General features: G+C 70.5%; 20 protein-coding genes. 6 read left to right on the top strand and 14 right to left on the bottom strand.

From position 1 onward, the window contains the following. Positions 1 to 127 precede the first annotated feature (127 nt). Together OG303_RS13725 and OG303_RS13720 are read right to left on the bottom strand one after the other, a co-directional pair. Positions 128 to 2,323: an ArnT family glycosyltransferase gene (locus tag OG303_RS13725; RefSeq protein ID WP_405868294.1), complete on the bottom strand. Its 2,196-nt coding sequence runs from the start codon at positions 2,321 to 2,323 to the stop codon at positions 128 to 130. Next, positions 2,320 to 3,183, bottom strand: coding sequence for a dolichyl-phosphate beta-glucosyltransferase (locus tag OG303_RS13720; RefSeq protein WP_405868292.1), 864 nt, complete (start codon positions 3,181 to 3,183; stop codon positions 2,320 to 2,322). Before OG303_RS13720 ends, OG303_RS13725 begins: the two co-directional genes overlap by 4 nt. 269 nt (positions 3,184 to 3,452) lie before the next feature. Between OG303_RS13720 and OG303_RS13715 the strand changes: the two genes are divergently transcribed. From OG303_RS13715 to OG303_RS13705, 3 genes are read left to right on the top strand one after another with little or no spacing between them, the layout of a single operon-like run. After that, complete coding sequence (locus OG303_RS13715; RefSeq protein WP_405868290.1) at positions 3,453 to 4,583, top strand: ABC transporter ATP-binding protein; 1,131 nt, start codon at positions 3,453 to 3,455, stop codon at positions 4,581 to 4,583. Further along, complete coding sequence (locus OG303_RS13710; protein WP_405868288.1) at positions 4,580 to 5,305, top strand: ABC transporter permease; 726 nt, start codon at positions 4,580 to 4,582, stop codon at positions 5,303 to 5,305. Before OG303_RS13715 ends, OG303_RS13710 begins: the two co-directional genes overlap by 4 nt. After that, on the top strand, positions 5,302 to 5,970 hold the full coding sequence (locus OG303_RS13705; RefSeq protein WP_405868286.1) for an ABC transporter permease: 669 nt from the start codon (positions 5,302 to 5,304) through the stop codon (positions 5,968 to 5,970). Before OG303_RS13710 ends, OG303_RS13705 begins: the two co-directional genes overlap by 4 nt. 86 nt (positions 5,971 to 6,056) lie before the next feature. On the opposite strand, the gene OG303_RS13700 is transcribed toward OG303_RS13705, so the two are convergent. Genes OG303_RS13700 through OG303_RS13685 form a run of 4 tightly spaced genes read right to left on the bottom strand, consistent with a single transcriptional unit; the run spans position 6,057 to position 10,393 of the window. After that, positions 6,057 to 6,659: a GTP-binding protein gene (locus OG303_RS13700; protein WP_405868284.1), complete on the bottom strand. Its 603-nt coding sequence runs from the start codon at positions 6,657 to 6,659 to the stop codon at positions 6,057 to 6,059. Then, positions 6,646 to 7,062 (bottom strand): DUF742 domain-containing protein, encoded by a 417-nt coding sequence (locus OG303_RS13695; protein ID WP_405868282.1) that lies wholly within the window; start codon positions 7,060 to 7,062, stop codon positions 6,646 to 6,648. Before OG303_RS13695 ends, OG303_RS13700 begins: the two co-directional genes overlap by 14 nt. A 44-nt stretch (positions 7,063 to 7,106) precedes the next feature. Next, complete coding sequence (locus tag OG303_RS13690) at positions 7,107 to 7,586, bottom strand: roadblock/LC7 domain-containing protein (protein WP_405868280.1); 480 nt, start codon at positions 7,584 to 7,586, stop codon at positions 7,107 to 7,109. Further along, positions 7,583 to 10,393 (bottom strand): ATP-binding protein, encoded by a 2,811-nt coding sequence (locus OG303_RS13685; RefSeq protein WP_405868278.1) that lies wholly within the window; start codon positions 10,391 to 10,393, stop codon positions 7,583 to 7,585. The genes OG303_RS13690 and OG303_RS13685 overlap by 4 nt, the downstream gene beginning before the upstream one ends. A gap of 350 nt (positions 10,394 to 10,743) precedes the next feature. On the opposite strand from OG303_RS13685, the gene OG303_RS13680 reads away from it, so the two are divergent. Beyond that, positions 10,744 to 11,703: an ABC transporter substrate-binding protein gene (locus OG303_RS13680; protein WP_405868276.1), complete on the top strand. Its 960-nt coding sequence runs from the start codon at positions 10,744 to 10,746 to the stop codon at positions 11,701 to 11,703. A gap of 91 nt (positions 11,704 to 11,794) precedes the next feature. Here the strand turns inward: OG303_RS13680 and OG303_RS13675 are convergent, their stop codons facing one another. The 6 genes from OG303_RS13675 to OG303_RS13650 form a co-directional block, all read right to left on the bottom strand. Then, a complete protein-coding gene (locus OG303_RS13675; RefSeq protein ID WP_405868274.1) occupies positions 11,795 to 13,201 on the bottom strand; it encodes a glycoside hydrolase family 43 protein in 1,407 nt (468 codons plus the stop codon). 99 nt (positions 13,202 to 13,300) lie between these two features. Next, positions 13,301 to 14,281 (bottom strand): ROK family protein, encoded by a 981-nt coding sequence (locus tag OG303_RS13670; protein WP_405868272.1) that lies wholly within the window; start codon positions 14,279 to 14,281, stop codon positions 13,301 to 13,303. Beyond that, complete coding sequence (locus tag OG303_RS13665) at positions 14,278 to 15,960, bottom strand: dipeptide ABC transporter ATP-binding protein (protein ID WP_405868270.1); 1,683 nt, start codon at positions 15,958 to 15,960, stop codon at positions 14,278 to 14,280. Before OG303_RS13665 ends, OG303_RS13670 begins: the two co-directional genes overlap by 4 nt. Then, on the bottom strand, positions 15,957 to 16,838 hold the full coding sequence (locus OG303_RS13660; protein WP_405868268.1) for an ABC transporter permease: 882 nt from the start codon (positions 16,836 to 16,838) through the stop codon (positions 15,957 to 15,959). Before OG303_RS13660 ends, OG303_RS13665 begins: the two co-directional genes overlap by 4 nt. Beyond that, on the bottom strand, positions 16,835 to 17,794 hold the full coding sequence (locus OG303_RS13655) for an ABC transporter permease (protein ID WP_405868266.1): 960 nt from the start codon (positions 17,792 to 17,794) through the stop codon (positions 16,835 to 16,837). The genes OG303_RS13660 and OG303_RS13655 overlap by 4 nt, the downstream gene beginning before the upstream one ends. Positions 17,795 to 17,797: 3 nt before the next feature. Further along, positions 17,798 to 19,555 (bottom strand): peptide ABC transporter substrate-binding protein, encoded by a 1,758-nt coding sequence (locus tag OG303_RS13650; protein ID WP_405868264.1) that lies wholly within the window; start codon positions 19,553 to 19,555, stop codon positions 17,798 to 17,800. A 180-nt stretch (positions 19,556 to 19,735) separates the two neighbouring features. Here OG303_RS13650 and OG303_RS13645 point away from each other — a divergent pair, with 180 nt between their 5' ends. Next, a complete protein-coding gene (locus OG303_RS13645; protein WP_405868262.1) occupies positions 19,736 to 20,932 on the top strand; it encodes an ROK family protein in 1,197 nt (398 codons plus the stop codon). 30 nt (positions 20,933 to 20,962) lie between these two features. Further along, on the top strand, positions 20,963 to 22,471 hold the full coding sequence (locus OG303_RS13640) for a M81 family metallopeptidase (RefSeq protein ID WP_405868260.1): 1,509 nt from the start codon (positions 20,963 to 20,965) through the stop codon (positions 22,469 to 22,471). Here the strand turns inward: OG303_RS13640 and OG303_RS13635 are convergent. Together OG303_RS13635 and OG303_RS13630 are read right to left on the bottom strand one after the other, a co-directional pair. Continuing rightward, positions 22,452 to 23,063: a GTP-binding protein gene (locus OG303_RS13635; protein WP_405868258.1), complete on the bottom strand. Its 612-nt coding sequence runs from the start codon at positions 23,061 to 23,063 to the stop codon at positions 22,452 to 22,454. The genes OG303_RS13640 and OG303_RS13635 overlap by 20 nt on opposite strands. Then, positions 23,050 to 23,406: a DUF742 domain-containing protein gene (locus OG303_RS13630; RefSeq protein ID WP_405868256.1), complete on the bottom strand. Its 357-nt coding sequence runs from the start codon at positions 23,404 to 23,406 to the stop codon at positions 23,050 to 23,052. The genes OG303_RS13635 and OG303_RS13630 overlap by 14 nt, the downstream gene beginning before the upstream one ends. Position 23,407 lies beyond the last annotated feature (1 nt).

Here is a 23,407-nt window from a genome sequence, read left to right as displayed (position 1 = left end):
GGCTTCACGGCGGTTTCAACGGGGCGGGCGGGCCGATACCGGGGCTGAAACCGGAGGCGGACATGCGGAAGGGCGGGCCGCCGGTAGGGGAGTCCGGCGGCCCGCCCGCTGTGGGTGGGGGGATGGGTCAGCTGACGTCGGAGGCGTCCAGGCGGTAGAGGCCGCTGTTGGTCGACGAGGACGAGCTGGAGGAGGTGGAGGAGCTGGAAGAGGAGCTGGAGGTCGAGGAACTCGAGCTGTACGCCGAGGACTTGACCGCCGTGCCGTGCTTCTTCACCCAGGTGGCGATCTTGGAGTTGGTGCTCTGGCCGCCGTCGCTGCTGATCATGATGTAGTGCAGCTTGCCCGACTTCACCAGGCTCTTGAGCTTGGCGAGGGTCATGGCGTTGTCACTGCCGGACCAGCCGCCCATGGAGATCACCGGCTGGCCGGACTCCAGGATGATCGAGGACGCGGTCTGGTCGGTGGCCACCGCCACCAGCCAGGTGGCGCCGTCCTGGTGCTTCTTCAGGTACGTGATCATGTCGGACGTGACCTGGGTGCCGCCGCCCATGCCGCCACCGCCCTGCTGTGCGCCGGACTTGGAGGAGGACGAGGACGAAGAGCCCTTGCTGGACGAGGAGTTGGAGCTGTTGCCGGTCGGGGGCTGGCCCATCGACTTGCCGCTGCTGCTGGAGCCGCCGGAGCCGCCCGGAGTGTTCCCGCTCGGCTTGCTGCCGCTCGGCGCGCCGCCCTTGCTTCCGCTCGGCGCTCCGCCCATGCCACCGCCGCCCATGCCGCCCCCGGTGCTGGGGCCGGCCGTGGGGTTGGTGCCGTTGTTGCTCGCGGTCGTCGCCGCCGAGACGGAGTACGCGGCGGGCCCGGCGAGCAGGGCCACGATCGCGGCCAGCGCCGCGAAGCCGACCAGCCGCTGCCGCTGCATGAACCGCCCGACCAGCAGGCCGATCACCGCCGCCGCACCCGCGACACCGACGACGATCTCCGCGACCGTGTACAGCGTCCCGGAACCGGACACCCGCTGGAGCAGGACGATCGCCCAGACCGAACCGGCCGCGACGGCCGCCGGGAGCACCCAGCCCCACTTCGCCGCCGAGCCCGTCTTGAAGGCCCGGTAGAGCTCGACCCCGCCCGCACCGGCCACAGCCGCGATACCGGGGGCCATGGCGGTGACGTAGTACGGGTGGAACGTGCCCTCGGCGAGGGAGAAGGTCAGGTAGTGCAGGACGAACCAGCCGCCCCAGAGCACGAGGGCCGCGCGCTTGGCGTCCGTACGCGGAGCCCGGCCGCGCAGCACCAGCCCACCGACGAGGGCGATCGCCGCGAAGGGGATCAGCCAGGAGATCTGGCCGCCCATGATCTCGTTGAACATCCGGTAGATGCTCGAACTGCCGCCGAAGCTCGCGCCGTTGCCCTGCGACCCGACCGACGAACTCGCGCCGAAGATCCGGCCGAAGCCGTTGTAGCCGATGACGAGGTCCCAGACCGTGTTGTCGGTCGAGCCGCCGATGTAGGGACGCGAGGACGCGGGGATCAGGTCGACGATCACCATCCACCAGGCGCTGGAGACGACCAGCGCCACCGTGCCGACGGCCAGGTTGCGGATGCGGCGGCCGAGGCTGACCCGTGCCGCCCACAGGTAGACCAGGAAGAACGCGGGCAGGACGACGTACGCCTGCATCATCTTCGTGTTGAAGGCGAAGCCGATCGCGACGCCGGACCACACCATCGGCATCAGCCGCCCGGTGCGCACGGCCTTCAGGAGCGCGGCCGCGCCGAGCAGCATCAGGAAGACGAGGATCGGGTCCGGGTTGGTGTCGCGGTTGATGGCGACCGTGATCGGCGTGAGGGTGAGCGCGAGCGCGGCGATCGTGCCCGCCACCGGCCCGAAGTCCCGCTTGACCAGCCGGTACAGCAGGGCCACCGAGCCCGTGCCGACCGCGACCATCGGCAGCATCAACTGCCAGGTGCCGTACCCGAAGACCCGGGCCGACAGGCCCATCACCCACAGGGCGAACGGCGGTTTGTCGACGGTAATGAAGCTGCCGGAGTCCAGGGCGCCGAAGAAGAACGCCTTCCAGCTCTTGGTGCCGGAGTAGACGGCCGCGTTGTAGAAGGTGTTGCCGGTGACGGAGGAGAGGTTCCAGGCGTACAGGGCCGTGGCCAGGACCAGGATCGCCCACAGTGCGGGGCGGGCCCAGCGCGGGTCCTCGGGGGCGCCGGTGAACAGCCTTCTGGCGCGGGTCGCGAGTCCGCCGTCGGCCGGCGGGGCGGCCCGGTGCCGGCCCTCCTGGACGGGCGCGGGGGGCGGGGCGAGGGTCGTCATGACGCGTACTCCAGGTGGTCCAGGGAGGAGGTGTTCGCCCCAACGGGCAGGACTGCGGGTTCGGTTCGGGCGGCCGGCACCTGCGGGGTGCTGGTCCGCCGGGGTACGGCGACACGGGTGCGGCCGGTCACCGTGCGGTGCAGCATCCGGCGCATGCCCTTGAGGTCGTCGACGGCGGTACGGACGATGTCGACCCGGCTGTCGGGGTCGTCGGTCCAGTCGACCGGCACCTCGTGGATGCGCAGCCTGTTGCGCTGGGCGAGGACGAGCAGCTCGGTGTCGAAGAACCAGGCGGTGTCCTCGATGTGCGGGGCCAGGGCCCGGAAGACGTCGGTGCGTACGGCCTTGAAGCCGCACTGCGCGTCCGTGAAGCGGGCCGCGAGGCCGAGCTTGAGGAGCAGGTTGTAGGAGCGGGAGATGAACTCCCGCTTGGTGCCGCGCACCACGTCCGACTGCCGGTGCAGCCGGCTGCCGATGGCGAGGTCGCTGTGCCCGGACAGCAGCGGGGCGACCAGGGGCAGGAAGCCCTCCAGGCCGGTGGAGAGGTCGACGTCCATGTAGGCGACGACGTCCGCGGTGGAGTCGGACCACACCTGCTTCAGGGCGCGGCCCCGGCCCTTGGCCTCCAGGTGCACGGCGTGCACGTGGGGGAGGCGCAGGGTCAGGTCCGTCGCCTCCAGCCAGGTGCCGTCCGTGCTCGCGTTGTCCGCGACGGTGATGCGGAACGGGAACGGGAAGGACTCTTCGAGGTATGCGTGGAGACGGCCGATGCTGTCGGCGAGGACGTGTGCCTCGTTGTACACCGGCACCACGATCTCGACCGACCGCTGCCGGACGCCTCCCGCGTTCGTTTCGTTCATGTCAGTGACGATCGGGGCGAAGGCTGTGGGATCACTGAGCGGGTTCTGAGGGGTGGGTGAGAATCAGTGGACTCACAGGTTGTCCACAGACGCGTGAAGTGGAACCCCAAGGAATCGGCCCGCGACGGCGGTTGATCGGACGTGCGCGGTTCAGGCCACACTCCGGACTGAACGCCGCAACACAAGCCGTCTAGACTCTCCCCCCAACGGCCCGCGCGACCGTGGCGGGAGCGGGCAGCACCTGCCAGATCCGAAGGGTATTCGGCGTTTTGATACGGATAGATTCAGTCACGAAGCGGTACCCCGACGGGACGGTCGCAGTCGACAACCTGTCGCTGGAGATACCCGACCGCTCGATCACGGTCTTCGTCGGCCCGTCCGGCTGTGGCAAGACGACCACGCTGCGCATGATCAACCGGATGATCGAGCCGAGCGAGGGCACGATCCTCCTCGACGGCAAGGACGTCACGCAGCAGCCGGTCAACACGCTGCGCCGGTCCATGGGATACGTCATCCAGAACGCCGGTCTCTTCCAGCACCGCACGATCATCGACAACATCGCCACCGTGCCCCGGCTGCTCGGCTGGAGCAAGGAGAAGGCGCGGGCGCGGGCGCGGGAGCTGATGGAGCGGGTCGGGCTCGACGGCGCGCTCGCCAAGCGGTACCCGTACCAGCTGTCCGGCGGTCAGCAGCAGCGCGTCGGTGTGGCGCGGGCGCTCGCCGCGGATCCGCCGGTGCTGCTCATGGACGAGCCGTTCTCGGCCGTCGACCCCGTGGTGCGCAAGGGGCTGCAGGACGAACTGCTCCGAATACAGGGGGAGTTGGGCAAGACCATCGTCTTCGTCACGCATGACATCGACGAGGCCGTGAAGATCGGCACCATGGTCGCCGTGATGCGCACCGGCGGCCACCTCGCCCAGTTCGCGCCGCCCGCCGAGCTGCTGTCCGACCCGGCGGACGCGTTCGTCGAGGACTTCCTCGGCGCGGACCGCGGCATCCGGCGGCTCTCCTTCTTCTCCTCCACGGGCCTCGACCTGCTCACCACCCCGGTCGTCGCGGTCGACGCCACCGCCGAGCAGATCGCCGCGCGCGGTGCGAACGATGTGCCGTACCTGCTCGTCACCGATGTCGACGGCAAGCCGCTCGGCTGGAGCGAGCCGGGCGCGCTGACCGCGGGGAGCATCGACCTCGCGCGGCTCCTGCCGTACGGGCGGCCCTTCGAGCACGGCAAGGAGTCGCTGCGCGCCGCGCTCGACTGCGCCGTGCTCTCCCCCACCGGGTGGGCGGTCGCGGTGGGCGCCGACGGCCGGGTCACCGGCGTCGTCTCGCAGCAGACCATCGGCGAGGCGATCCGTACCGCCCACGCCGAGGGACGCAGTGACGAGAAGGTCGCCGGATGAACGGCGGCATTTTCCATATCCCGAGCGACCTGCAGAACACCTACTGGGGCCTGGTCGCACTGCATCTGCGCCTGGCCCTGATCCCGGTCGTGGCCGGTCTGCTGGTGGCGCTGCCGATCGCCCAGCTGTGCGTGCGGCTGCGCTGGCTGTACCCGCCCGTGCTGTGGGTGACGACGATCCTCTACGCGGTCCCCTCGCTGGCCTTCTTCGTCGTCCTCATCGACTACACCGGCCAGACCGAGCTGACCGTGATGATCCCGCTGGGCGTCTACAGCCTGGTGGTGTTCGTCCCGGCCATCGTGGACGGCGTCCGATCGGTCCCGCAGGAAACCCTCGACGCGGCCACCGCGATGGGGCTCGGGCCCGTACGCCGGTACTTCCAGGTCCAGTTGCCGATCGCCGCGCCCGCGATCATCGCCGGGCTGCGGGTGGCGACGGTGTCCAGCATCTCCCTGGTCAGCGTCGGCATGCTGATCGGCAACCAGGGCGGACTCGGCAACCTGCTCAACGACGGCATGATCTACCACCAGCCGCGCCTGGTGTGGCTCTCGGTGATCGGCACGGCCGTCCTCGCCATCCTCGCGGACGCGCTGCTCGTCGTCGTCCGGGTCCTGGTGACGCCGTGGATGCCCCGCGGCGGCACCCGCAAGGCCCGCCCCGTCGACGAGCCCGAGGCCCGGCCCGAACCGGCCGCCGCCGCACTGGAGGACGCCGTCCGATGAACGTACTCCACTTCATCAACTCCTTCTTCAGCGACAGCGCCCACTGGCACGGCTACGACGGCATCCCCACCCGGCTGCGCGAGCACGTCCAGTACTCGCTGATCGCGCTCGCCATCGCGGCCGCCATCGGCCTGCCGGTCGGCCTGCTCACCGGGCACACCGGGCGCGGCGGCAACACCGTGGCCTTCATCGCCACCGCAGGGCGCGCCCTGCCCAGCTTCGGCCTGCTGGTGCTGATGTTCGTGCTGCTCGGGCTCGGCCTGACGCCGGTGATGATCCCGCTGGTCGTCCTCGCGGTCCCGCCGATCCTCGTCACCACCTACGAGGCGGTGCGCTCCGTCGACCCGTCCCCGGTGGACGCGGCGCGGGGCATGGGCATGGCGGAGCCGCGGATCCTGTTCCAGGTCGAACTCCCGGTCGCGCTCCCGCTGATTTTCAGCGGGCTGCGCTCGGCGGCCATCCAGATCGTCTCGACGGCCACCATCGCCGCGTACGTCAGTCTCGGCGGCCTCGGCCGGTACATCGTCGACGGCCTCTACCAGCGCAACTACGAGAAGGTCGTGGGCGGCGCCACGCTGGTGGCCGTCCTGGCGCTGGTGACGCTGGGCTTCTTCTGGACGGTGGCGCGGTTCACGGTGTCGCCCGGGGTGCGCCGCAGCAACTGACGCCCGCACAAGCCGCGGGCCCGGGGCGGATCCTCCATCCGCCCCGGGCCCGCTTCTGTCTCAGCGCGCTGTCCCAGCCTTTTGTCTCAGCCCCCTGTGCGGGCCAGTGCCAGTTCCAGTACGACGAGCAGGGCGTCCCGCACCGAGCCCCGCTCGCGCGCGTCGAAGACGACGACCGGGACGCGGTCGGCGACGTCGAGCGCCCAGCGGACCTCCTCCAGGTTGTGCTCGACCTTCCCGTCGAAGGCGTTGACGGCGACGGCGAACGGGATCTGGCGGTGCTCGAAGTAGTCGACCGCCGCGTAGCAGTCGTCGAGGCGGCGCGTGTCCACGATGACGAGGCCGCCGACCGCGCCCTCCACGATGTCGTCCCACATGAACCCGAACCGCTCCTGGCCGGGCGTGCCGAACAGGTACAGCTTCAGGGTCGGGTCGATGGTGATGCAGCCGAAGTCCATCGCCACCGTGGTCGTGGTCTTGGTCGGGGTGTGGCTGAGGTCGTCCACGCCCGCCGCGACCTCCGTGATGGCGGCCTCGGTGGTCAGCGGCTCGATCTCGGAGATCGCGCCCACGGCGGTGGTCTTGCCCACGCCGAAACCGCCCGCGATCACCATCTTGACCGGCAGCGGCGGTCGTACGGCGGCCACCGGGGCGATCGGGAGGGTGCCGGCCGGTTCAGTCGGAGTCACGGAGTACCCCTTGGGAGTCGGGGATGGCACGCAGGGCGTCGATGACCCTGCGCAGGACGGAGGCGTCGTGCGTGACGCCGGCATCGGGCACATGGATCGCCAGGTGCCCGACGGCGCGCAGGTCCTCGGCGAGAACCCGTACGACGTTGAGGTGCAGCCGCAGCCGGGCCGCGAGCTCCGCGATGGACTGCGGCTGCCGGCAGGCGGCGACGATGTCGTGCTGCTCGAAGGAGAGCCCGTCGAGCACGGCGAGACCCTCGGCGGTGGCCACCACCTGGGTCTCGACCGGCACCGGCCGGCCGGACGCCGTCGGCGCCACCCGGCCGGCGGTGACCAGGAACGGCCGTACGGCGGGGGCGGGGCCGACCGGGTCCGGGCCCGGAGGTGGGGAGCCGTCCGCCATGGATCTGTCTTCCTCCTAGACCGGGCCCTGGGAGCGGCGACCGGTCAGCGTGCCGACGGGGCGCCGACGCTGTTCTTGAGCTGGAGCACGAGCTGGGGGCTGAGCGCGCTGCCGGCCCGGTTGGCGAACAGCGTCATCTCGTAGGCGATGTTGCCCAGCTTGGCCTCCTTGTCGGTGACGACGCCGAGCACGGCGCCGCTGCCGATCGCGGAGACCAGGACGTGGCCGCCCTCCAGGTCGATGATGACCTTGTTGAGGCCGCCCAGGCCGTAGTTGCCGGACGCGCCGGCGGCCAGGCTGGTGATGCCGGAGACGATCGCGGCCAGCCGCTCGGAGTCGGCGGGCTCGCGCAGCTCGGACACGGCGATGAGCAGTCCGTCGGAGGACACGGCGATGGCGTCGACGACGCCCGCGGTCTCCGTCGCGAAACGATTGAGCAGCCAGGTGAAGTCGGCTGCGGCGGCCTGCAGTTCGGCCGGCGTGGTGGCTCCCGTAGGGGGCGTGTCGCCTGTCGACGTGCTCACTGCTCGGCTCCTTCCGGGAGGTGGTTCTGGTCGTGCGGTTCGGTGGTCGCGGGCCGGCTCCCGGCCGCGCTGTCGCGGTGTGCCCGCTCCACGGCCGCCTCGAACTCGTCGAGCGCGTCCCGCACGGCGTCGGCGTCGGCGAGCCGCGGGGCCTGCCGCGCCGCCTGCTGGGCGGCATCGACGGTCGTACGGAGGGTGGCACCGCGGACGCGGCGACGCAGGGGTCGGGAGGAGCCGTCTGCGGGGGGCGGGGGAGGTGCGGACGAGGCACCGGGCTCGGTGACCGGAGCCGTCGCGCCGGTCCCGTGCTGGGTGGACGGCGTTGTCGTACCCGGCCGGACCTCGGAAGACGATACCGGTTCGGCAAGCCCGCCGGGCCGGGCGGGGGTTGAATCGTCGGACCGACTGTGGGTTGTGCCGGGGGCTTCCTCGGTACGGTCCCGGGGAACGGACGGGGTCCGCTCCGATCCGGACGGAGCACCAGGTGCCGGGTCCGAGTCCGTGCCGGGGCCGGACTGCGCCGTGTCCGCGGCCGTCTCCCGGCGGGGCACTCGGCGCGGCAGCGGTTCGGGCCGGCCGGTGCCGGTGGTGTCGTGCGACAACCCGGCGTTCTGCTCGACGGCGGCCGACGGCCGCGGCCCGGGTACGGCGCCGGTCCTCGGCACAGCAGCGGCCCGGTCGGCGTCGGCGCCCCAACTGGGCACCTTCGGCCGCGCGGGACCGGCCGGATCGGCCGGGCCGCCGGGCGCACCCGCCGAGGGCGCGAGGCCGGAGCCCTTCTCCGCCGCCGAACCGCCGAGGGCGGCCCCCACCGGGCTCATCGTCAGCAGCAGCGTCGAGGGAACCGTCACCTCCGCCGTCATGCCGCCGCCCGGCGTGCGGGACAGCAGGACCTCGACGTCCCAGCGGCGCGCCAGCGTGCCGACCACGAACAGACCGAGCACCTTCGTCGGCATCAGGTCCAGCCGCTCGCGGCGGATCAGCCGGGCGTTCTCCTCGGCGAGCCGCTCGGCGCTCATGCCGAGGCCGTGGTCGGAGATCACGATCGAGGCACCCCCCGCGTGCACGGCATCCTCGCCGGAGGCGTCCCGTACGTACACCTCGACCGGGCTGCCCGCGGGCGAGAACGACACGGCGTTCTCGAGGAGTTCGGCCACCATCAGCGTCAGGTCGCCGATGATGTCGGGCTCCACCATGACCTCGGTCCGCGCGTGCAGCCGTACCCGCTGGAAGCCCTCGATCTGCCCGAGCGCGGCGCGTACGACGTTGGTGAGCGCGGTGGGACCGGAGTCGAGGACCGTCTCGCGGATGCCGGCGAGCAGCATCAGGCTGTCCGCGTTGCGGCGCAGACGGACGGCGATGTGGTCGATGGAGTAGAGGCGTTCGAGCAGGGCGGGGTCGGTCTCGCCACGCTCCACCGCGTCGATCAGCGCGAGTTGACGGGTCGTCAGGTTGCTGACCCGGCGGCCGACGTTGCCGAACATCTCGGCGACGTTGCGGCGGCTGTGCACCTGCCGCTCGAGCAGTGCGATCGAGGTGGTCTGCACGCGGTTGAACACCTCGGCCAGCTCGCCGATCTCGTCGCGTGCGGTGACCGGCATCTCGCGCAGCTTCGGCGGGCTGTCGTCCTCGGCGTCGTCGTCGGCCACCCGAGCCAGTTCGCGGCCCGCCACCTCGGCGACCTCCTGCGCGGCGCCGGTGAGGGCCTGCACCGGGCGGACCACGGAGCGGCGTATCAGGACCGAGAAGGCGAGCCAGAGGACGAAGCCGAGCAGGGCCGCGGCCAGCAGCAGGCCCGCGCGCCACCAGGCCATCGTGGACGCGCTGTCGGCGCTGTCGGCGATCTGCCCGATGAGCGACGAGGTGATCTTCAGGCGGCTCTCCGCCTGCTGCGGATAGGCGGGATAGTCGTCGAGCGCGTTCCGGAACGCGGCCTTGATCTCCGCCGGTGTGGCCGCCGTCAGAGTGCTGGGGGCGACCTGGAGCTCGGCGTACGCCTCGGCGATGTCCCGCTGGGTGCTGGTGTGCTCGATGCCGGAGAGCTCGTCGGCCTGCCGCTCGGTGGCGAAGCGGGCGAAGCGCTCGGCCTGGCTGGTGTAGAGCTGGTAGGCGCCCACCGCGGTCGTGAACTCGATCTGCGCGTTCGTGTCACCGGTCGTCGCGGAGAACACGCCGGTCTCGAAGGAGCCGTGCGCGGCGTCGGCGCGCAGCAGGGAGTCCAGCAGGTTGCCGGTGAACGTGACCGCCAGCTCCGCGTTGCGGTCCAGTCCGAGACCGGCGATCAGGGTCTTGGCGGCGTTGTCGTAGGCGGGGTCGATGTTGCTCGCGGGCAGATAGCTCTGCTCGACCGTCCCGCGCAGGCTGGTGAGGCCCTCGACCTCCTTCAGCGCCTGCGCCTCGCTGTCCGGCAGCGCGTCGCCGAAGGTGTCGCGCACCTTCGCGACCTGCGTGTCGACCGCCTCCTGCGCCTTGCGGTAGGCGGACAGCGTGGAGGCGACGCCGGGGCTCTTGGCCTCGTAGCGCACGGAGAGCAGGATCGCCAGCCGGTGCTCGCTCTCGACCGCGTTGACCAGCGAGGACACCTGCTCGCTGTTGCGCACGAGGTCCGCCGCGGACGCCGCGTCCCGCGCCTGGCCCACCTGGCCGGCGATGAGATAGGAGAGCAGCGAGGCCACGACGGCCAGGGGGATGCCGACGAGGAGGTTGAGCTTGCGCCGGAACGGCCACCGGTCGGCGAAGCCCCTCATGCCACCCCTGGGTGACGACGGGGCCGGCCGGGCCGGCGCGTCCACCTCTGTCGTGGACACCGGGCCTCCTTCATGGGGGGTCTCATCGCGCGCGACCACGCGGATTGACCGATTCTGATCGCTGAAAAAGGTGCACGATGGCACCGCAGCGACCCCCGTTTACCGCTGTGACCGACGCCAACTGCGGTGAGACTACCGCCTCATTGATCGATCAAGAACGTTGCCCTACGTCAAGAATCCGTTACAAAGCGCCTGCGCTTCCGCTCCAGTCTGTTCACGCTGCATTCACAAGCGATCACGCATTGAGGCCAATTGGTGACCCGGCTGCTCTTGACTGAATAAGAACAGGCTGGATTGGATCAGTTCCAGAGTTTGTTTCTCATCAATCCCCAGTGTCCGGAACGGGAATCGTGACTTCCAACGCCCCACGCAGCAGGTCCATCAAGAGCTACTCCGCGGCGGCCGTCGCGCTCGCCGCGACCACGGCCCTGCTGGCGGGATGTGGCTCCTCCTCCGACGGCAAGTCCAGTGATCCGCTCCAGGGCGGGAAGTCCGACGGCAAGACGGTCGTCGTCGGCTCCAACAACTTCGCCGAGAGCATCCTGCTCGCCGACATCTACGGCGAGGCTCTGAAGGCCAAGGGCATCAAGGTCACCTACAAGCCGAACATCGGCAGCCGCGAGACGACGTACGGGCTGCTGAAGAACGGCTCCATCACGGTGCTGCCGGAGTACAACGGCGCGCTGCTGGCCTACCTCGACCCCAAGGCCACGCCGAAGACGGTCGAGGCGACCACGGCCGCGATCGAGGCCAAGCTGGACTCCAAGCTGACGCTCCTCGACCCCGCCTCCGCGCAGGACAAGGACTCGGTGACGGTCAACAAGGCCACCGCCGACAAGTACAAGCTGACGTCCGAGTCCAGCATCGCGGACCTCAAGGACATCGCGAAGGACCTGACCATAGGCGCCTCGCCGGAGTTCCAGACCCGGCAGCAGGGCCTGGTGGGCCTGAAGGCGGTCTACGGCCTGGAGTTCAAGACCTTCAAGCCGCTGGACGCGGGCGGTCCGCTGACCCAGGCGGCGCTGAAGAAGAACACCGTGCAGGCCGCGGACCTCTTCACCACGGACCCGACCATCGTCAAGGAGAAGCACGTCGTCCTCCAGGACCCGAAGAACCTCTTCGGCTTCGAGAACGTGCAGCCGCTCGTCTACAAGACCGGTCTGTCCTCGGCCGGCGTCGCCGCGCTCAACGCGGTCGCGGCCAAGCTCGACACCAAGGCCCTGCTCGACCTGGACTCCCAGGTGCAGCTGCAGAGCAAGGACCCGCTGGACGTCGCCAAGGCGTGGCTGAAGTCGGCCGGCCTGGACTGACCTCCTCGGCATTGACCTCCGACGGACCGACGCGGGTGCTCCTGGACTAGGGGCACCCGCGTCGTCGTCCTCGGCGTGGCCGTGGACCGGCTCAGTAGCCGACGTGGAACGTCGCGTCCTGCTTCTCCGTGGTGGTCGAGATCGGGTCGATGCGCAGGACGTAGTTGGAGTGGCGGATGTACCGGGTCGGGTTGTTGTACGAGCGGAACGACGACCAGGCGGAGTCGGCGAGCCCGGCGGTCCGGTAGAACGTGGCGTCCGCGGCGAACGTCGACGTGCCGTCGTTCACGTCCAGTTGGAGCGCGTAGTTGTAGTGCCGCAGGTACCGGGTCGGGTAGCTGACCGACTGGAAGGACACCCCCGAGCTGTCGGCGAGGCCCGGCACCAGCTTCCACTGGGAGTCGGTGTACGGGTCGAAGGCGTACTCGTCGATGCGGCCGACGAAGTTGCTGTGCCGGACGTAACGGGCCGGGTAGTTGTAGGACTTGAGCCGGTTCCAGGTGGGGGTGCCCCACTTGGTCAGAAGGTTGTTGTACTCGGTCGACGTGATCGGCTGGATGCCCAGGTGCTTGGAGTTGAGCGGCTGGGTGTACAGCTTCTGGTCCAGGGCCGTCCACGTGCCCGCCGCCAGGCTGCTGGTCTGCCAGGCGTAGAAGACGCCGTTGGGGGACCAGGTGTCGCCCCACAGGTACCAGGTCGAGCTCGACGTGAGGGACTTGACGAGGGTCGGGGCCTCGGTGCCGTTGTGCGAGACGGCGGTGCTGAACTCGGTGAAGCTGCCCGGGTCCAGGGTGGTGGAGCGGGCGCCGACCAGGGTCGAGTTCTTCTTGAAGTACAGGTAGTTGTAGCCGCCCACGCCGACGGCCATGTCGCCGTCGATGACGTCGTACCCGGGGTCGAAGAAGACCTGCGGGTCGCCCGCGGTCGTGAAGTCGCTGGTGTAGTTCACCATGATGACGTTGTGGCCACTGGAGTTGACCGCCGAGTAGATGACGGCGTACTGGCTCCGGCCCGCGTCCCAGAAGGCCTCGGGCGCCCAGCTGTGGGTGTCCATGTCGTGCAGCTTCATCCGCCGGTAGCCGGTGAAGGTGCGCAGGTCGGTGGAGTCCCAGACGTGGATGTACTGGCTGACGTACGTCCAGTCGGTGCCCTTCAGGTCGGTGGCGAGCACCACGAACGTGCCGTCCTGCTTGCGCAGGATGAAGGGGTCGCGCAGACCGAGGGAGCCCGCGGTCGGGGTGGCGACGGGGGCGTTCTGGTTGAGCGGCGTCCACTGCAGGCCGTCGGGGCTGACGGCCAGATGCAGGCCGTAGTTGGCGGCCAGCATGTCCGGTGACTCGGTGAAGTAGCACATGACGTAGGCCGAGTTGGTGGCGGCCCGTGCGGAACCCGCGCCGAGGGCGAGCGCCCCGGTGGCGGCGATCGGGACGGTCGCCGCCATACCGAGGAAGTGGCGGCGGGAAGGGTGGGGGTGCTCGGCGTGCGGCGTTGCGTTCATCTGCGCTCCAGGGGGCGTGCGGGGGTGCCCGGCGGTCGATATATCGAACGGAGTTCGGTAAATCGATCAGAAGGTAGAGAAGTGACACGTGTGCGTCAATCACACGGTCGTGCTTGGCCGGTTTCCGTCGTTCACTTGTCCGTTGCCCGTGGAGTGCCGGTGTGGATCGAGCTCCGCCCGTGCCCGCGCCGCCGCCCCGATCGGCACCGCGTCGCCGCCGAGACCGGCCGGCAGCACGCGGACCGGATGTCCGCCGACCGGCGGTTCGGCGGCCAGCGTCCGCTGGATCGACGGCTCCACGAGCGACCAGGACCGGCTGACACCCCCGCCGATCACAAAAGTGGTGACGTCCAGCAGGCCCGCCGTGATCAGGATCGCGCGGGCCACTCCGGCGCCGGCGGCCTCGTACACGGCGAGCGCGTCCACGTCGCCCAGGGACGCCGATTCGGCCACACGGCGGGCGCTGACGGACCGGCCGGTGCGTTCGCGGTAACGGGCGGCGATCGAGCGGCCGGACGCCAGGGTCTCCAGGTGGCCGCGGCCGCCGCAGGTGCACGGCAGTTCACCGAAGCCGGGGACGTGTCCGATCTCGCCGGCCGCGCCGTGCGGGCCGTCGTACAGGGCGCCGTCCAGCCACAGTGCTCCGCCGACCCCGGTGCCCAGTGTCATGCCGAGCACGTGCGGTTCGCCCGCGACGGCACCGGCCGCCGCCTCGCCGCGCAGGAACGCGTTGACGTCGTTGTCGAGGAACGCCGGTACGCCCAGGGCCCGTTCGAGCTCCGAGGTCACCTCGAACCCGGCCCAGTCGCGGAAGGAGTCGCTCGCCACCAGGATCCGCCCGGCCCGCGCGTCCACCAACCCGGCCGCCCCGACCCCGACTCCGAGCAGCCGTGCGGGCGTACGGTCGAGCAGGCGTCGTACGCCGTCCAGTGCGGCGCCCACCATGGCCGCCCCGCCCTCGGCCGCGGGGGTCGGCACCTCCAGTCGGTCGATGATGGTCAAGTCCTGTGCGCACAGGGCGACTTGGGTGGTCGTGCCGCCGATGTCGACGCCCGCGACCGCCTCGGGAGCACGCCTCACGCGGTGGCCCCCGTCCGGTCCTGGGCGCGCCGCCGCCGTTGCACCACCGGATCCGGTACGGGCACGGACGCGATGAGCCGGCGCGTGTACGCGGTCTCGGGGCGCAGCAGGGTGGTCATGGTCGGTCCCTCTTCCTCGACGCGCCCCGCCCGCATGACGACGACCCGCTGGGCGAACTGCTGGACGACCGCGAGGTCGTGCGACACGAACAGGCACGCGAACCCGAGCTCGCCCTGCAACTCGGCGATCACCTCCAGCACCGTCTGCTGCACGCTCACGTCGAGCGCACTCGTCGGCTCGTCCGCGACCAGCAGCCGCGGTTCGAGGACCAGAGCGCGAGCGAGACTGACCCGCTGCCGCTGGCCCCCGGACAGCTCGCGTGGCCCGCGGCCCGCCAACTCCCTGGGCAGCCGCACCAGTTCGAGCACCTCCGCGACCCGGGCGCGCCGCTCGGCCGCCGACAGGCCCCGACGGTGCATCCGCAGTGGTTCGGCGACGCACTCCCCGACGCTCATCCGGGCGTCCAGCGAGGCCACCGGGTCCTGCAGCACCAGGCCCACGCCGGACAGCAGGGCACGCCGCGCACGACCGCGCGTCCGCCCGAGGTCGGCGCCGAACAGCGACACCGTCCCCGCGGCCGACGGGACCAGGCCCAGCGCGACCCGGGCCGCCGTCGACTTGCCGGAGCCGGACTCGCCCACGAGGCCGACGGTCTCACCGGGGTGGACCGTGAGCGACACCTCCTGAAGGGCGCGTACGGTACGGCGGCCACGCCCGAAGTGCACGGAGACGTCCCGGAGTTGGACCACCGGTCCCACTTCGGCCGGGGGAGTGCTGTCACCCAACGGCCCGTCATCCACCGGCCCCTCACCTGCCGACCCGTCGACCACCAGCCGAGGCACCGCCGCCAGCAGTCGCCGCGTGTACGCGTGCCCCGGCCGCAACAGCACCTCCTCCACCGGCCCCGTCTCCACGACCTCGCCGCGCAGCATCACGGCGACCCGGTCGGCGAAGTCGGCGACCACGCCCATGTTGTGGGTCACCAGCAGCACGCCCGTACCGGAGTCGGCCGCCAACTCCCGCAGCAGGTCAAGGATCTCGGCCTGCACGGTGACGTCGAGCGCGGTCGTCGGCTCGTCCGCGATCAGCAGCCGGGGCGAGTTGGCGATCGCCATCGCGATGACGACCCGCTGCCGCTGCCCGCCCGACAGCTGGAAGGGAAACGCCGACGCCCGCCGCTCCGGCTCCGGAATGCCGACCCTGCGCAGGAGTTCGACCGCTTCACGTGCGGCTTCGGCCCGCGAGACGGATCGGTGGTTCCGTATGACTTCGGCTATCTGCGCGCCGACGCGGGTGAGCGGGTCCAGGGCGGTGGCCGGTTCCTGGAAGACCATGGAGGCCGTACGGCCGCGCAGGCGGGCGAGTTCGGCCTCGCCGGCGCCGACGACCTCGGTGCCGGCGACCCTCACCCGGCCCGACGCGCGGGCGTTGCCCGGCAGCAGGCCCATCGCGGCCAGGGCCACCGTGGACTTGCCGGAGCCGGACTCGCCGACCAGCGCCAGCGTCTCACCGGGCCGCACGTGCAGTGCTATGTCACATACCGCGGGGACGTCGCCGGTGTCGGTCGTGAACGTGACCCCGAGATCCTCGATCTCCAGAATGTTCTCCGCGGTGTTCACCCGCGCCCCCTCACATCGAATGCGTCGCGCAGCCCGTCGCCGATCGCGTTGAACGCGCACACGACGAGGATGATCGCGAGGCCCGGCGGAACGATCAGCCACCAGCGTCCCGAGTACGCCGCCGTCAGACCGGCGGACAGCATGCCGCCCCAGTCGGTCTTCGGCGGCTGCACACCGAGGCCCAGATACGAGACGTACGCGACGAGCAGGATCGCGTCGGCGACCTGGAAGGTGGCCGCGACGACGATCGTCGACACCGAGTTCGGCAGGATGTGCCGGGTGATCGCGCGGCCGTGCGTGCCGCCGGTCGCGCGCAGCGTCAGCACGTAGTCGCGGCTCTTGAGGGTGAGCGTCTCCGCCCGCACCAGCCGGGACGGGACCAGCCAGGACACCAGCCCGAGGACGACGATCAGCCCGAGGGTGTCCGGGGTGGTGATCGCGGAGACGACCAGCAGGATGAACAGCGCGGGGATGGCGATCCCGGCGTCGACGACCCGCATCATCACCGCGTCCACCCAGCCGCCCGCATAGCCCGCCACCGCGCCCCACAGCGTGCCGATCACGGTCGCGAGGACGCCGGCCGCGAGCCCGACGAGCAGCGAGACCCGCCCGCCGTACATGAGCCGCCCGAGCTCGTCGTGCCCCACGGCGTCCGTACCCAGCCAATGGGCCCCGCCGGGACCGAGGTTGACCTGCGTGAGGTCGGTGTGGGTCTGGTCGGTGGAGTACAGGAGCGGGCCGACGAAGCAGAAGAGGAGGAAGAGGACGACCACCGCGAGTCCGGCGATCGCGAGCCGGTTGCGGGCGAACCGGCGCAGCGACAGACGGTAGCCCGCGACCGGTTCCGCCGTCGGGGTGGTCTGCAGTACGGCGCTCATGTCCGGCCCGCCTTCACTCGGGGATCGACGATCCGCTGGACGACGTCGGCGAGCAGCGTGCCCACGACCGTCGCGACGGAGATGACGAGGACGCAGCCGAGCAGCACCGGATAGTCGGAGGACTGCGCCGCACTCCAGAACAGCAGCCCCATCCCCGGGTAGTTGAAGAGCTGCTCGACGACGAGCGCACCGCCGAAAAGCACGGGCACGTAGTAGCCGAGCATCGCGATCACGGGCGTGAGCGAGTTGCGGAACACGTGCCTGAAGAGGATCGCCCCCTGCCGTGAACCACCCGCCCGGGCGGTGCGGACGTAGTCCTCGGAGAGGTTCTCCAGGGTCGCGGCCCGCATGTACCGGCTGAAGACGGCCACCATGGAAGCGGCGCCCGTGACCACCGGCAGGACGAGCGCGGCCGGGTCCGCGAACACCTGGGCCACGGTGTCCCCCTGGGGTGCCTGGGAGGGGAACCAGCGCAGGGTCTGGGTGAAGACCAGCACCAGGATCAGGCCCAGGAAGTACACCGGCGTCGAGTACGCGACGAAGCTCAGCGTCGTGATCGCGTAGTCCGCCGGCTTGTTGCGGCGCACCGCCTGCCACATGCCGAGCGGGATCGCGAGGAGCATTCCGACGAGGGCGGACAGGACCGTCAGCACCAGGGTCTTCGGGAGGCGCTGCCCGATCAGCTGGGAGACGGCCTCGTTGAGGGTGTACGAGGTGCCGAGGTCGCCGTGGAGCAGGGTGTTGAGGTAGTAGACGTACTGGACCGGCAGCGGGCGGTCCAGGCCCTGTTCGTGGTTGAACGCGGCGATCTGCTGGGCCGTCGCCTGCGGGCCGAGGATCCCGCGTGCGGGACCCCCGGGCAGCGCGTGCAGCAGGCAGAAGACCACGACCGTGACGATGAGGATCACCACGAGTGCCTGGGCCACCCGCCGGGCCAGATAGACGAGAGTGTCCATGCCTCAGCTGGTCCACTTCCACTGCGCGGGATGGAAGTTGGCGAGGGAGTCCTGGGAGAAACCGCCCAGGCCCTTCTTCATGACCGAGATCTGGTAGACGGGCTCCGGCAGCCAGATCACCGGCAGGTCCTTGGCGAGGGCCGCGCTGTAGTCCTGGACCGCCTGGGTCGAGCTCGACGTCGTGGAGGCCGAGATGAGCTTGTCGACCGCGGCGTCGGAGTAGTTGCCGAAGTTCGAGCCGCCCTTGGTCTGGAAGAGCGAGTCGCCGGTCGGGAAGGCGTTGAAGTACCAGCTGCCGGCCGTGCCGAAGAAGGACAGCTGCCACTTGCAGATCGACTGGCTCGCGGTGCACGGCGGGGTCTGCGACAGCACCGAGTTGACGGGCGCGGTCTTGATCGAGAACTTGATGCCGGTCTTCGCCAGCGACGACTGGATCGCGCTCATCATGTTGTCGGTGACCGTCGAGCCGGACTGCGACAGCACCTGCATCTGGAACTTCGTGCCCTTGGCGACGCCGTCACCGCACTGACTTTCTCCAGTGCCCGGGCTCGTGCAGGTCATCACCCCGCCCTGCGCCGTCCAACCATGGCTGGTGAGCAGGGACTTGGCCGCGCTCGTCGAGAACGGGTACGGGTCGTCCTTCTGCGTCTGCGAGACGAAGTCCGAGGTCTGGGCCTGCGGAACGGGCCCGTAGCCGGGGACCGCCGTCCCGTTGAAGACGACCTTCGCGAGGCTCGTCTGGTCGATCGACCGCTGGACGGCCTGGCGGGCGTAGAGCTGCTTGAACACGGCGCCCATGGCCGGGTTGTTGAAGTTGTACGGCATGTAGGTGATCGCCCAGCCGGACCACGGCTTCACCGCGTAGCCCTGCCCGGTGAAGCTCGCCTTCTGGTCGAGGTCGGTCGCCTCGATGTAGCCGTAGTCGACGGAGCCCGAGCGCAGCGCGTTCTTCTCGGCGTCCGCCGTGGTGAAGGGGAGCAGGTTCACCGTGGGGATGCCGGGCTTCTCGCCGCCGTCGTACTTCTTGTTGGCGGTCAGGACGACCTTGCCCGCCGTCGAGAAGGACTTCACCGCGTACGGGCCGCTGATGGTCTTCCACAGGGCGTTCTTGTCGTAACTCCCGATGTTCTTGGCCGCGTTGTTGAGGTACGTCCACGCCGCGTTCGGGCTGCCGGCCTTGTCCCAGGCGTGCTGGGGCAGCGGGTTGATGAGGCTGAGCTCGTTGGCCAGCATCCACTGCGGGTTGTAGGCCTTGTCGAAGGTGATCGTGAAGTGGCGGTCGTCGTCGGTCTTGAAGGACGTCCAGTTGTCGGGCGCCTTGCCGGGGTTGTAGCCCGCCCACTGCGACTTGTTCGCCTTGATCAGGTCGAACCAGAACTTGACGTCGCCGGAGGTGATCGGCTTTCCGTCGCTCCAGTGGCGGTCGCCCAGCGTGATCTTCACGCTCTTGTTGTCGGCGGCGAAGTCCGCGGCCGTGGCGATGGAACCGGCCTTGTTCCAGGCGATCTTGCCGGTGGAGCCGTCGTAGGCGATGAGCGGCTCCCACAGCGTGTTCGCTATGGAGATGTTGTTGGTGTTGAGGTGGGCGGCCGTGCCGATCGGCAGGATCCAGTTCGGCGTGAAGTTCGCGGGCAGCGCGTAGTTGATCGAGTTCTTGGACGCGGACGACGTGCCGCTCGTCCCGGAGCAGCCCGCGAGCAGCAGCGTGCCTGCGGAAAGGGTGACGCCGGCGGCCAGGAGTCTCGTGCGGGCAGGGGACATGGTGCTCCTCGGAGAAAAGGGACTGAGGCGGGGGTGAGGACAGTCAACGACCCCGGTGTCCGAAGAAACAGGCGTCCCGCTGTAAAAAGTCTGTTACTGCCGTTCTGGAGAAAGCGCGGAGAGCACGCCGGAGGCATACGCTCGTCGCTCCGAACGCCGTCGACGGAAGTTACTTCGTCCATGACTGAAAAAAGTCCGCCGCGTCGCAAGAACGGCCCCGGTGTCTCCTCGCTGGCCGAGCGCGTCCTCGAACTCCTCGCCTCCGGGCAGGCGACGTCGCGCACCGAGATCGCCGGGCTGCTCGGTGCCGCGCCCTCGACGATCTCCTTCACCGTGAGCCAGCTCCTCGAGCACGGGCTGGTCGCCGAGGAGGGGACGGTGTCGTCCGCGGGCGGCCGGCCGCGCAAGGTGCTGCGGCTGGGCGGGAGCGACGGATTCGCGGTGGCGGCCGAACTCGGCGGCAAGCACGCGCACGTGGGTGTGGTGCTGCCGGGCGGCGGTCTCACCGACGTGTCGACCGTGCCCTTTGCGACGGCGGACGGGCCCGAGGCGGCCCTGCCGGGACTGGCGGAGACGCTCGCGGCCCTCGCCGAGCGCCACGGCACGCAGCTGTTGCGCGGCGTCGGCCTCTGTCTGCCGGGACCGGTCGACGTCGAGCCGGGCCTGGTGACGCTGCCCGCGCGCATGCCGGGCTGGAACCGGTTCCCCGTACGGGCCTGGCTGGAGGAACGGTTCGCTGTTCCGGTCGCCATCGAGAACGACGCCAACTGCATGGCCGTCGGCGAGCACAGCGTCCGGCCCGTCGAGCACCGCCAGTCGATCATGGTGAAGGCGGGCTCCGGGATCGGTGCCGGCGTCATCGCCGACGGACGTCTCTACCGGGGCGGCACCGGCGCCGCCGGCGAGATCACCCACGTCCGCGTCGAGGCCGCGCACGACACCCCCTGTTCCTGCGGCAACACGGGGTGCCTGGAGACGGTCGCCTCGGGAGCGGCCCTCGTCCGCATCCTGCGCGAGCGCGGCCTGCGGGTGACGTCCACCGAGGACGTCGTACGCCTCGCCTCCGACGCCGACCCCGAGGCCACCCGCGCCGTCCGCCAGGCCGGCCGCTACCTCGGCCAGGTACTGGCCGCCAACGTCAACTTCTTCAACCCCGACGCCGTGTACCTCGGCGGCATCCTCTCCACGCTGGAGCCGTTCGTCGCCGCCGTACGCAGCCAGCTCTACGAGGGCTGCCATCCGCTGGTGACCGAGCATCTGGTGATCGAGCGGGCCAGCCTCGGCGCGGACGCCGGCCTGGTCGGCGCGGGCCAGTTCGCACTGCAGCGGGCGCTGGCGCACGCGCTGCACGCGGCCACCGGCAACCACCACCCCTGACATCCCGCCGCGCTTCGGAGGAGCAGCCCCGTGTCGTCGTCCCTTCCCGTCATCGCCGTCGCCGGACTCGGCATCGAGTCGTCGACGTTCTCCCCGGCCCGCACCCAGATCCCCGCGTTCCATCCCCGGCGCGGCGCCGACGTCCTCACCCGCTACCCGTTCCTCGACCCGGGCGCGCCGCTGCGCGAGGCCGCCGACTGGCGCGGCGCCCTGGTCGGCAAGGCACAGCCGGGCGGCATGGTGACGGCGGCCGCGTACGCCGAACTGTCCGCCGAACTCCTCGACCGGCTGGGGGAGTTGGGGCCGCTCGACGGCCTCTGGTACGACATCCACGGCGCGATGACCGTGGAGGGAGTGGACGACGCGGAGGTGGAGCTGCTGGCGCGGATCCGGGAGGTCGTCGGTCCGGACGTGCTCGTGTCGACCTCCATGGACCTGCACGGCAACGTCTCGCGCGAACTGGTCCACCGCAGCGACCTGATCACCTGCTACCGCATGGCCCCGCACGAGGACGCCATGGACAGCAAGGAGCGGGCCGCCCGCAATCTCGTCGACCTGCTGGCGAGCGGGGCGCCCCGCCCGGTCAAGGCCTGGATCCCGGTGCCGGTGCTGCTGGCCGGGGAGCAGACCTCGACCCGTATCGAGCCCGCGAAGAGCGTGTACGCGGCGGTCGAGGACGTGGAGGCGCTGCCCGGTGTCACCGACGCCGCGATCTGGGTCGGCTACGCGTGGGCGGACGAGCCCCGCAACCGGGCGGCGGTGGTGGTCACGGGAGCCTCCCCGGACGTCGTGAAGGCGGGCGCGGAGCACCTCGCCCGCGGCTTCTGGACGGCCCGCCACGACTTCGACTTCGTCGCACCGACCGGGACCCTGGACGACTGCCTCGACGAGGCGCTGGCCTCCACCGTCCGCCCCTACTTCATCAGCGACACCGGCGACAACCCGACCGCGGGCGGCGCGGGCGACGTCACCTGGAGCCTCGAACGCATCCTGGCCCGCCCGGAGTTCGCGGACCCCTCGGGCCCGACCGTCGTCTACGCCTCCCTGCCGGGACCGGCCGCCGTCGAGGCCGCGGAGAAGGCCGGCGTCGGTGCGACGGTCACCGTCACGGCGGGCGCGGAGGTCGACGACCGGGACGCCGGACCGCTCACCATGACCGGCGTGGTCCACTCGATCCGGCACGGCGACGTCGACGCCGAGGTCGAGGTGGTGCTGCGGGTGGGAAGCGTGCACGTGATCCTGACCCGGCTGCGCAAGCCGTACCACCACGAACACGACTTCACCGCACTGGAGTTGACCCCCCGCGCGGCGGACATCGTGATCGTCAAGATCGGCTACCTGGAGCCGGAGCTCTACACGATGTCCGCGGACTGGAAGATGGCCCTGACCCCCGGCGGCGTCGACCAGGACCTGACGAGGCTCGGCCACCACCGCATCCGCCGCCCCATGTTCCCCTTCGACCGGGACATGCCGGAGCCCGATCTCACCGCCCGGATCGTCGCGCCCTCGACCGAACCCCTCACCGGCCCGGACGAGTGAGCCGCCCGGTCCCGTTCGACCGGACCGCCGACGCGATCAACTGGTCGATCAGCGCGATCAGTACGTCCCGGGACGACGCCCGCTCACGCGCGTCGCACAGCAACACCTTGACGTGGTCCTCAAGCGCGAGGGCGTCGCGGATCTCGTCCGCCGGATACGGATGGTCGCCGTAGAAGCCGTTGACTCCCACGACGAAGGGGATGTTCCGGCGTTCGAAGAAGTCGATGGCGGCGAAGCTGGATTCCGGGCGGCGGACGTCGATGAGGACGACCGCGCCCAGGGCACCCAGGGCGAGGTCGTTCCACATGAACCAGAACCGCTGCTGTCCGGGAGTGCCGAAGAGGTAGAGGACCAGGTCGCGGCTGATGGTGATGCGGCCGAAGTCCAGTGCCACGGTGGTGGCCTTCTTCTCCTCGATGCCGTCGAGGTCGTCGACGCCGAGGCCCGCCTCGGTCAGCGGCTCCTCGGTGCGCAGCGGCGCGATCTCGCTGACCGAGCCGACCATGGTGGTCTTGCCCACGCCGAACCCACCGGCGATCAGGATCTTCACCGTGTCGGGCGCCGCCCGGGTGATGGCGTCAGAGCCGGCCAAGGCCGTCCCTCACTTTCTGCAGCATGTCCAGGTCCGGTTTGCAGGAGACGGGGTGCGGAGGGCGGGCGGTGATGCGGCCCGCCTCCAGGAGATCGCAGAGCATGATCACGACCACGCTGACCGGGAGGTCGAGCAGCGCGGCGAGTTCGGCGACGGCGATCGGCTCGGCGCAGCGGCGCAGGATGCGCTGGTGCTCGGGCTGCTGCCGGGTGGCCCAGGTCGGCGGCGGGTCCACCGCGGTCACCGTCGTGATGAGCGTGAAGTCGGCGCGGCTGGGCCGGGTCCGTCCGCCGGTCAGCGCGAACAGCCGTACCAGGCGGCCGTCCGTGTCGCCTCCGCCCACC

Origin of the sequence: Streptomyces sp. NBC_00005 (genome assembly GCF_045160215.1) — a bacterium.
Lineage (GTDB): Bacteria > Actinomycetota > Actinomycetes > Streptomycetales > Streptomycetaceae > Streptomyces.
The sequence above is the reverse complement of the archived record's forward strand: the minus strand, read 5'-3'. Positions and strand labels throughout refer to the sequence as shown.

What these genes read in the sequence shown, in the direction of transcription:
- OG303_RS13725 (WP_405868294.1), bottom strand. Translation starts at nt 2,323, where the DNA reads ATGACGACCCTCGCCCCGCCCCCCGCGCCCGTCCAGGAGGGCCGGCAC.
- OG303_RS13720 (WP_405868292.1), bottom strand. Translation starts at nt 3,183, where the DNA reads ATGAACGAAACGAACGCGGGAGGCGTCCGGCAGCGGTCGGTCGAGATC.
- OG303_RS13710 (WP_405868288.1), top strand. Translation starts at nt 4,580, where the DNA reads ATGAACGGCGGCATTTTCCATATCCCGAGCGACCTGCAGAACACCTAC.
- OG303_RS13705 (WP_405868286.1), top strand. Translation starts at nt 5,302, where the DNA reads ATGAACGTACTCCACTTCATCAACTCCTTCTTCAGCGACAGCGCCCAC.
- OG303_RS13695 (WP_405868282.1), bottom strand. Translation starts at nt 7,062, where the DNA reads ATGGCGGACGGCTCCCCACCTCCGGGCCCGGACCCGGTCGGCCCCGCC.
- OG303_RS13675 (WP_405868274.1), bottom strand. Translation starts at nt 13,201, where the DNA reads ATGAACGCAACGCCGCACGCCGAGCACCCCCACCCTTCCCGCCGCCAC.
- OG303_RS13660 (WP_405868268.1), bottom strand. Translation starts at nt 16,838, where the DNA reads ATGAGCGCCGTACTGCAGACCACCCCGACGGCGGAACCGGTCGCGGGC.
- OG303_RS13655 (WP_405868266.1), bottom strand. Translation starts at nt 17,794, where the DNA reads ATGGACACTCTCGTCTATCTGGCCCGGCGGGTGGCCCAGGCACTCGTG.
- OG303_RS13650 (WP_405868264.1), bottom strand. Translation starts at nt 19,555, where the DNA reads ATGTCCCCTGCCCGCACGAGACTCCTGGCCGCCGGCGTCACCCTTTCC.
- OG303_RS13645 (WP_405868262.1), top strand. Translation starts at nt 19,736, where the DNA reads ATGACTGAAAAAAGTCCGCCGCGTCGCAAGAACGGCCCCGGTGTCTCC.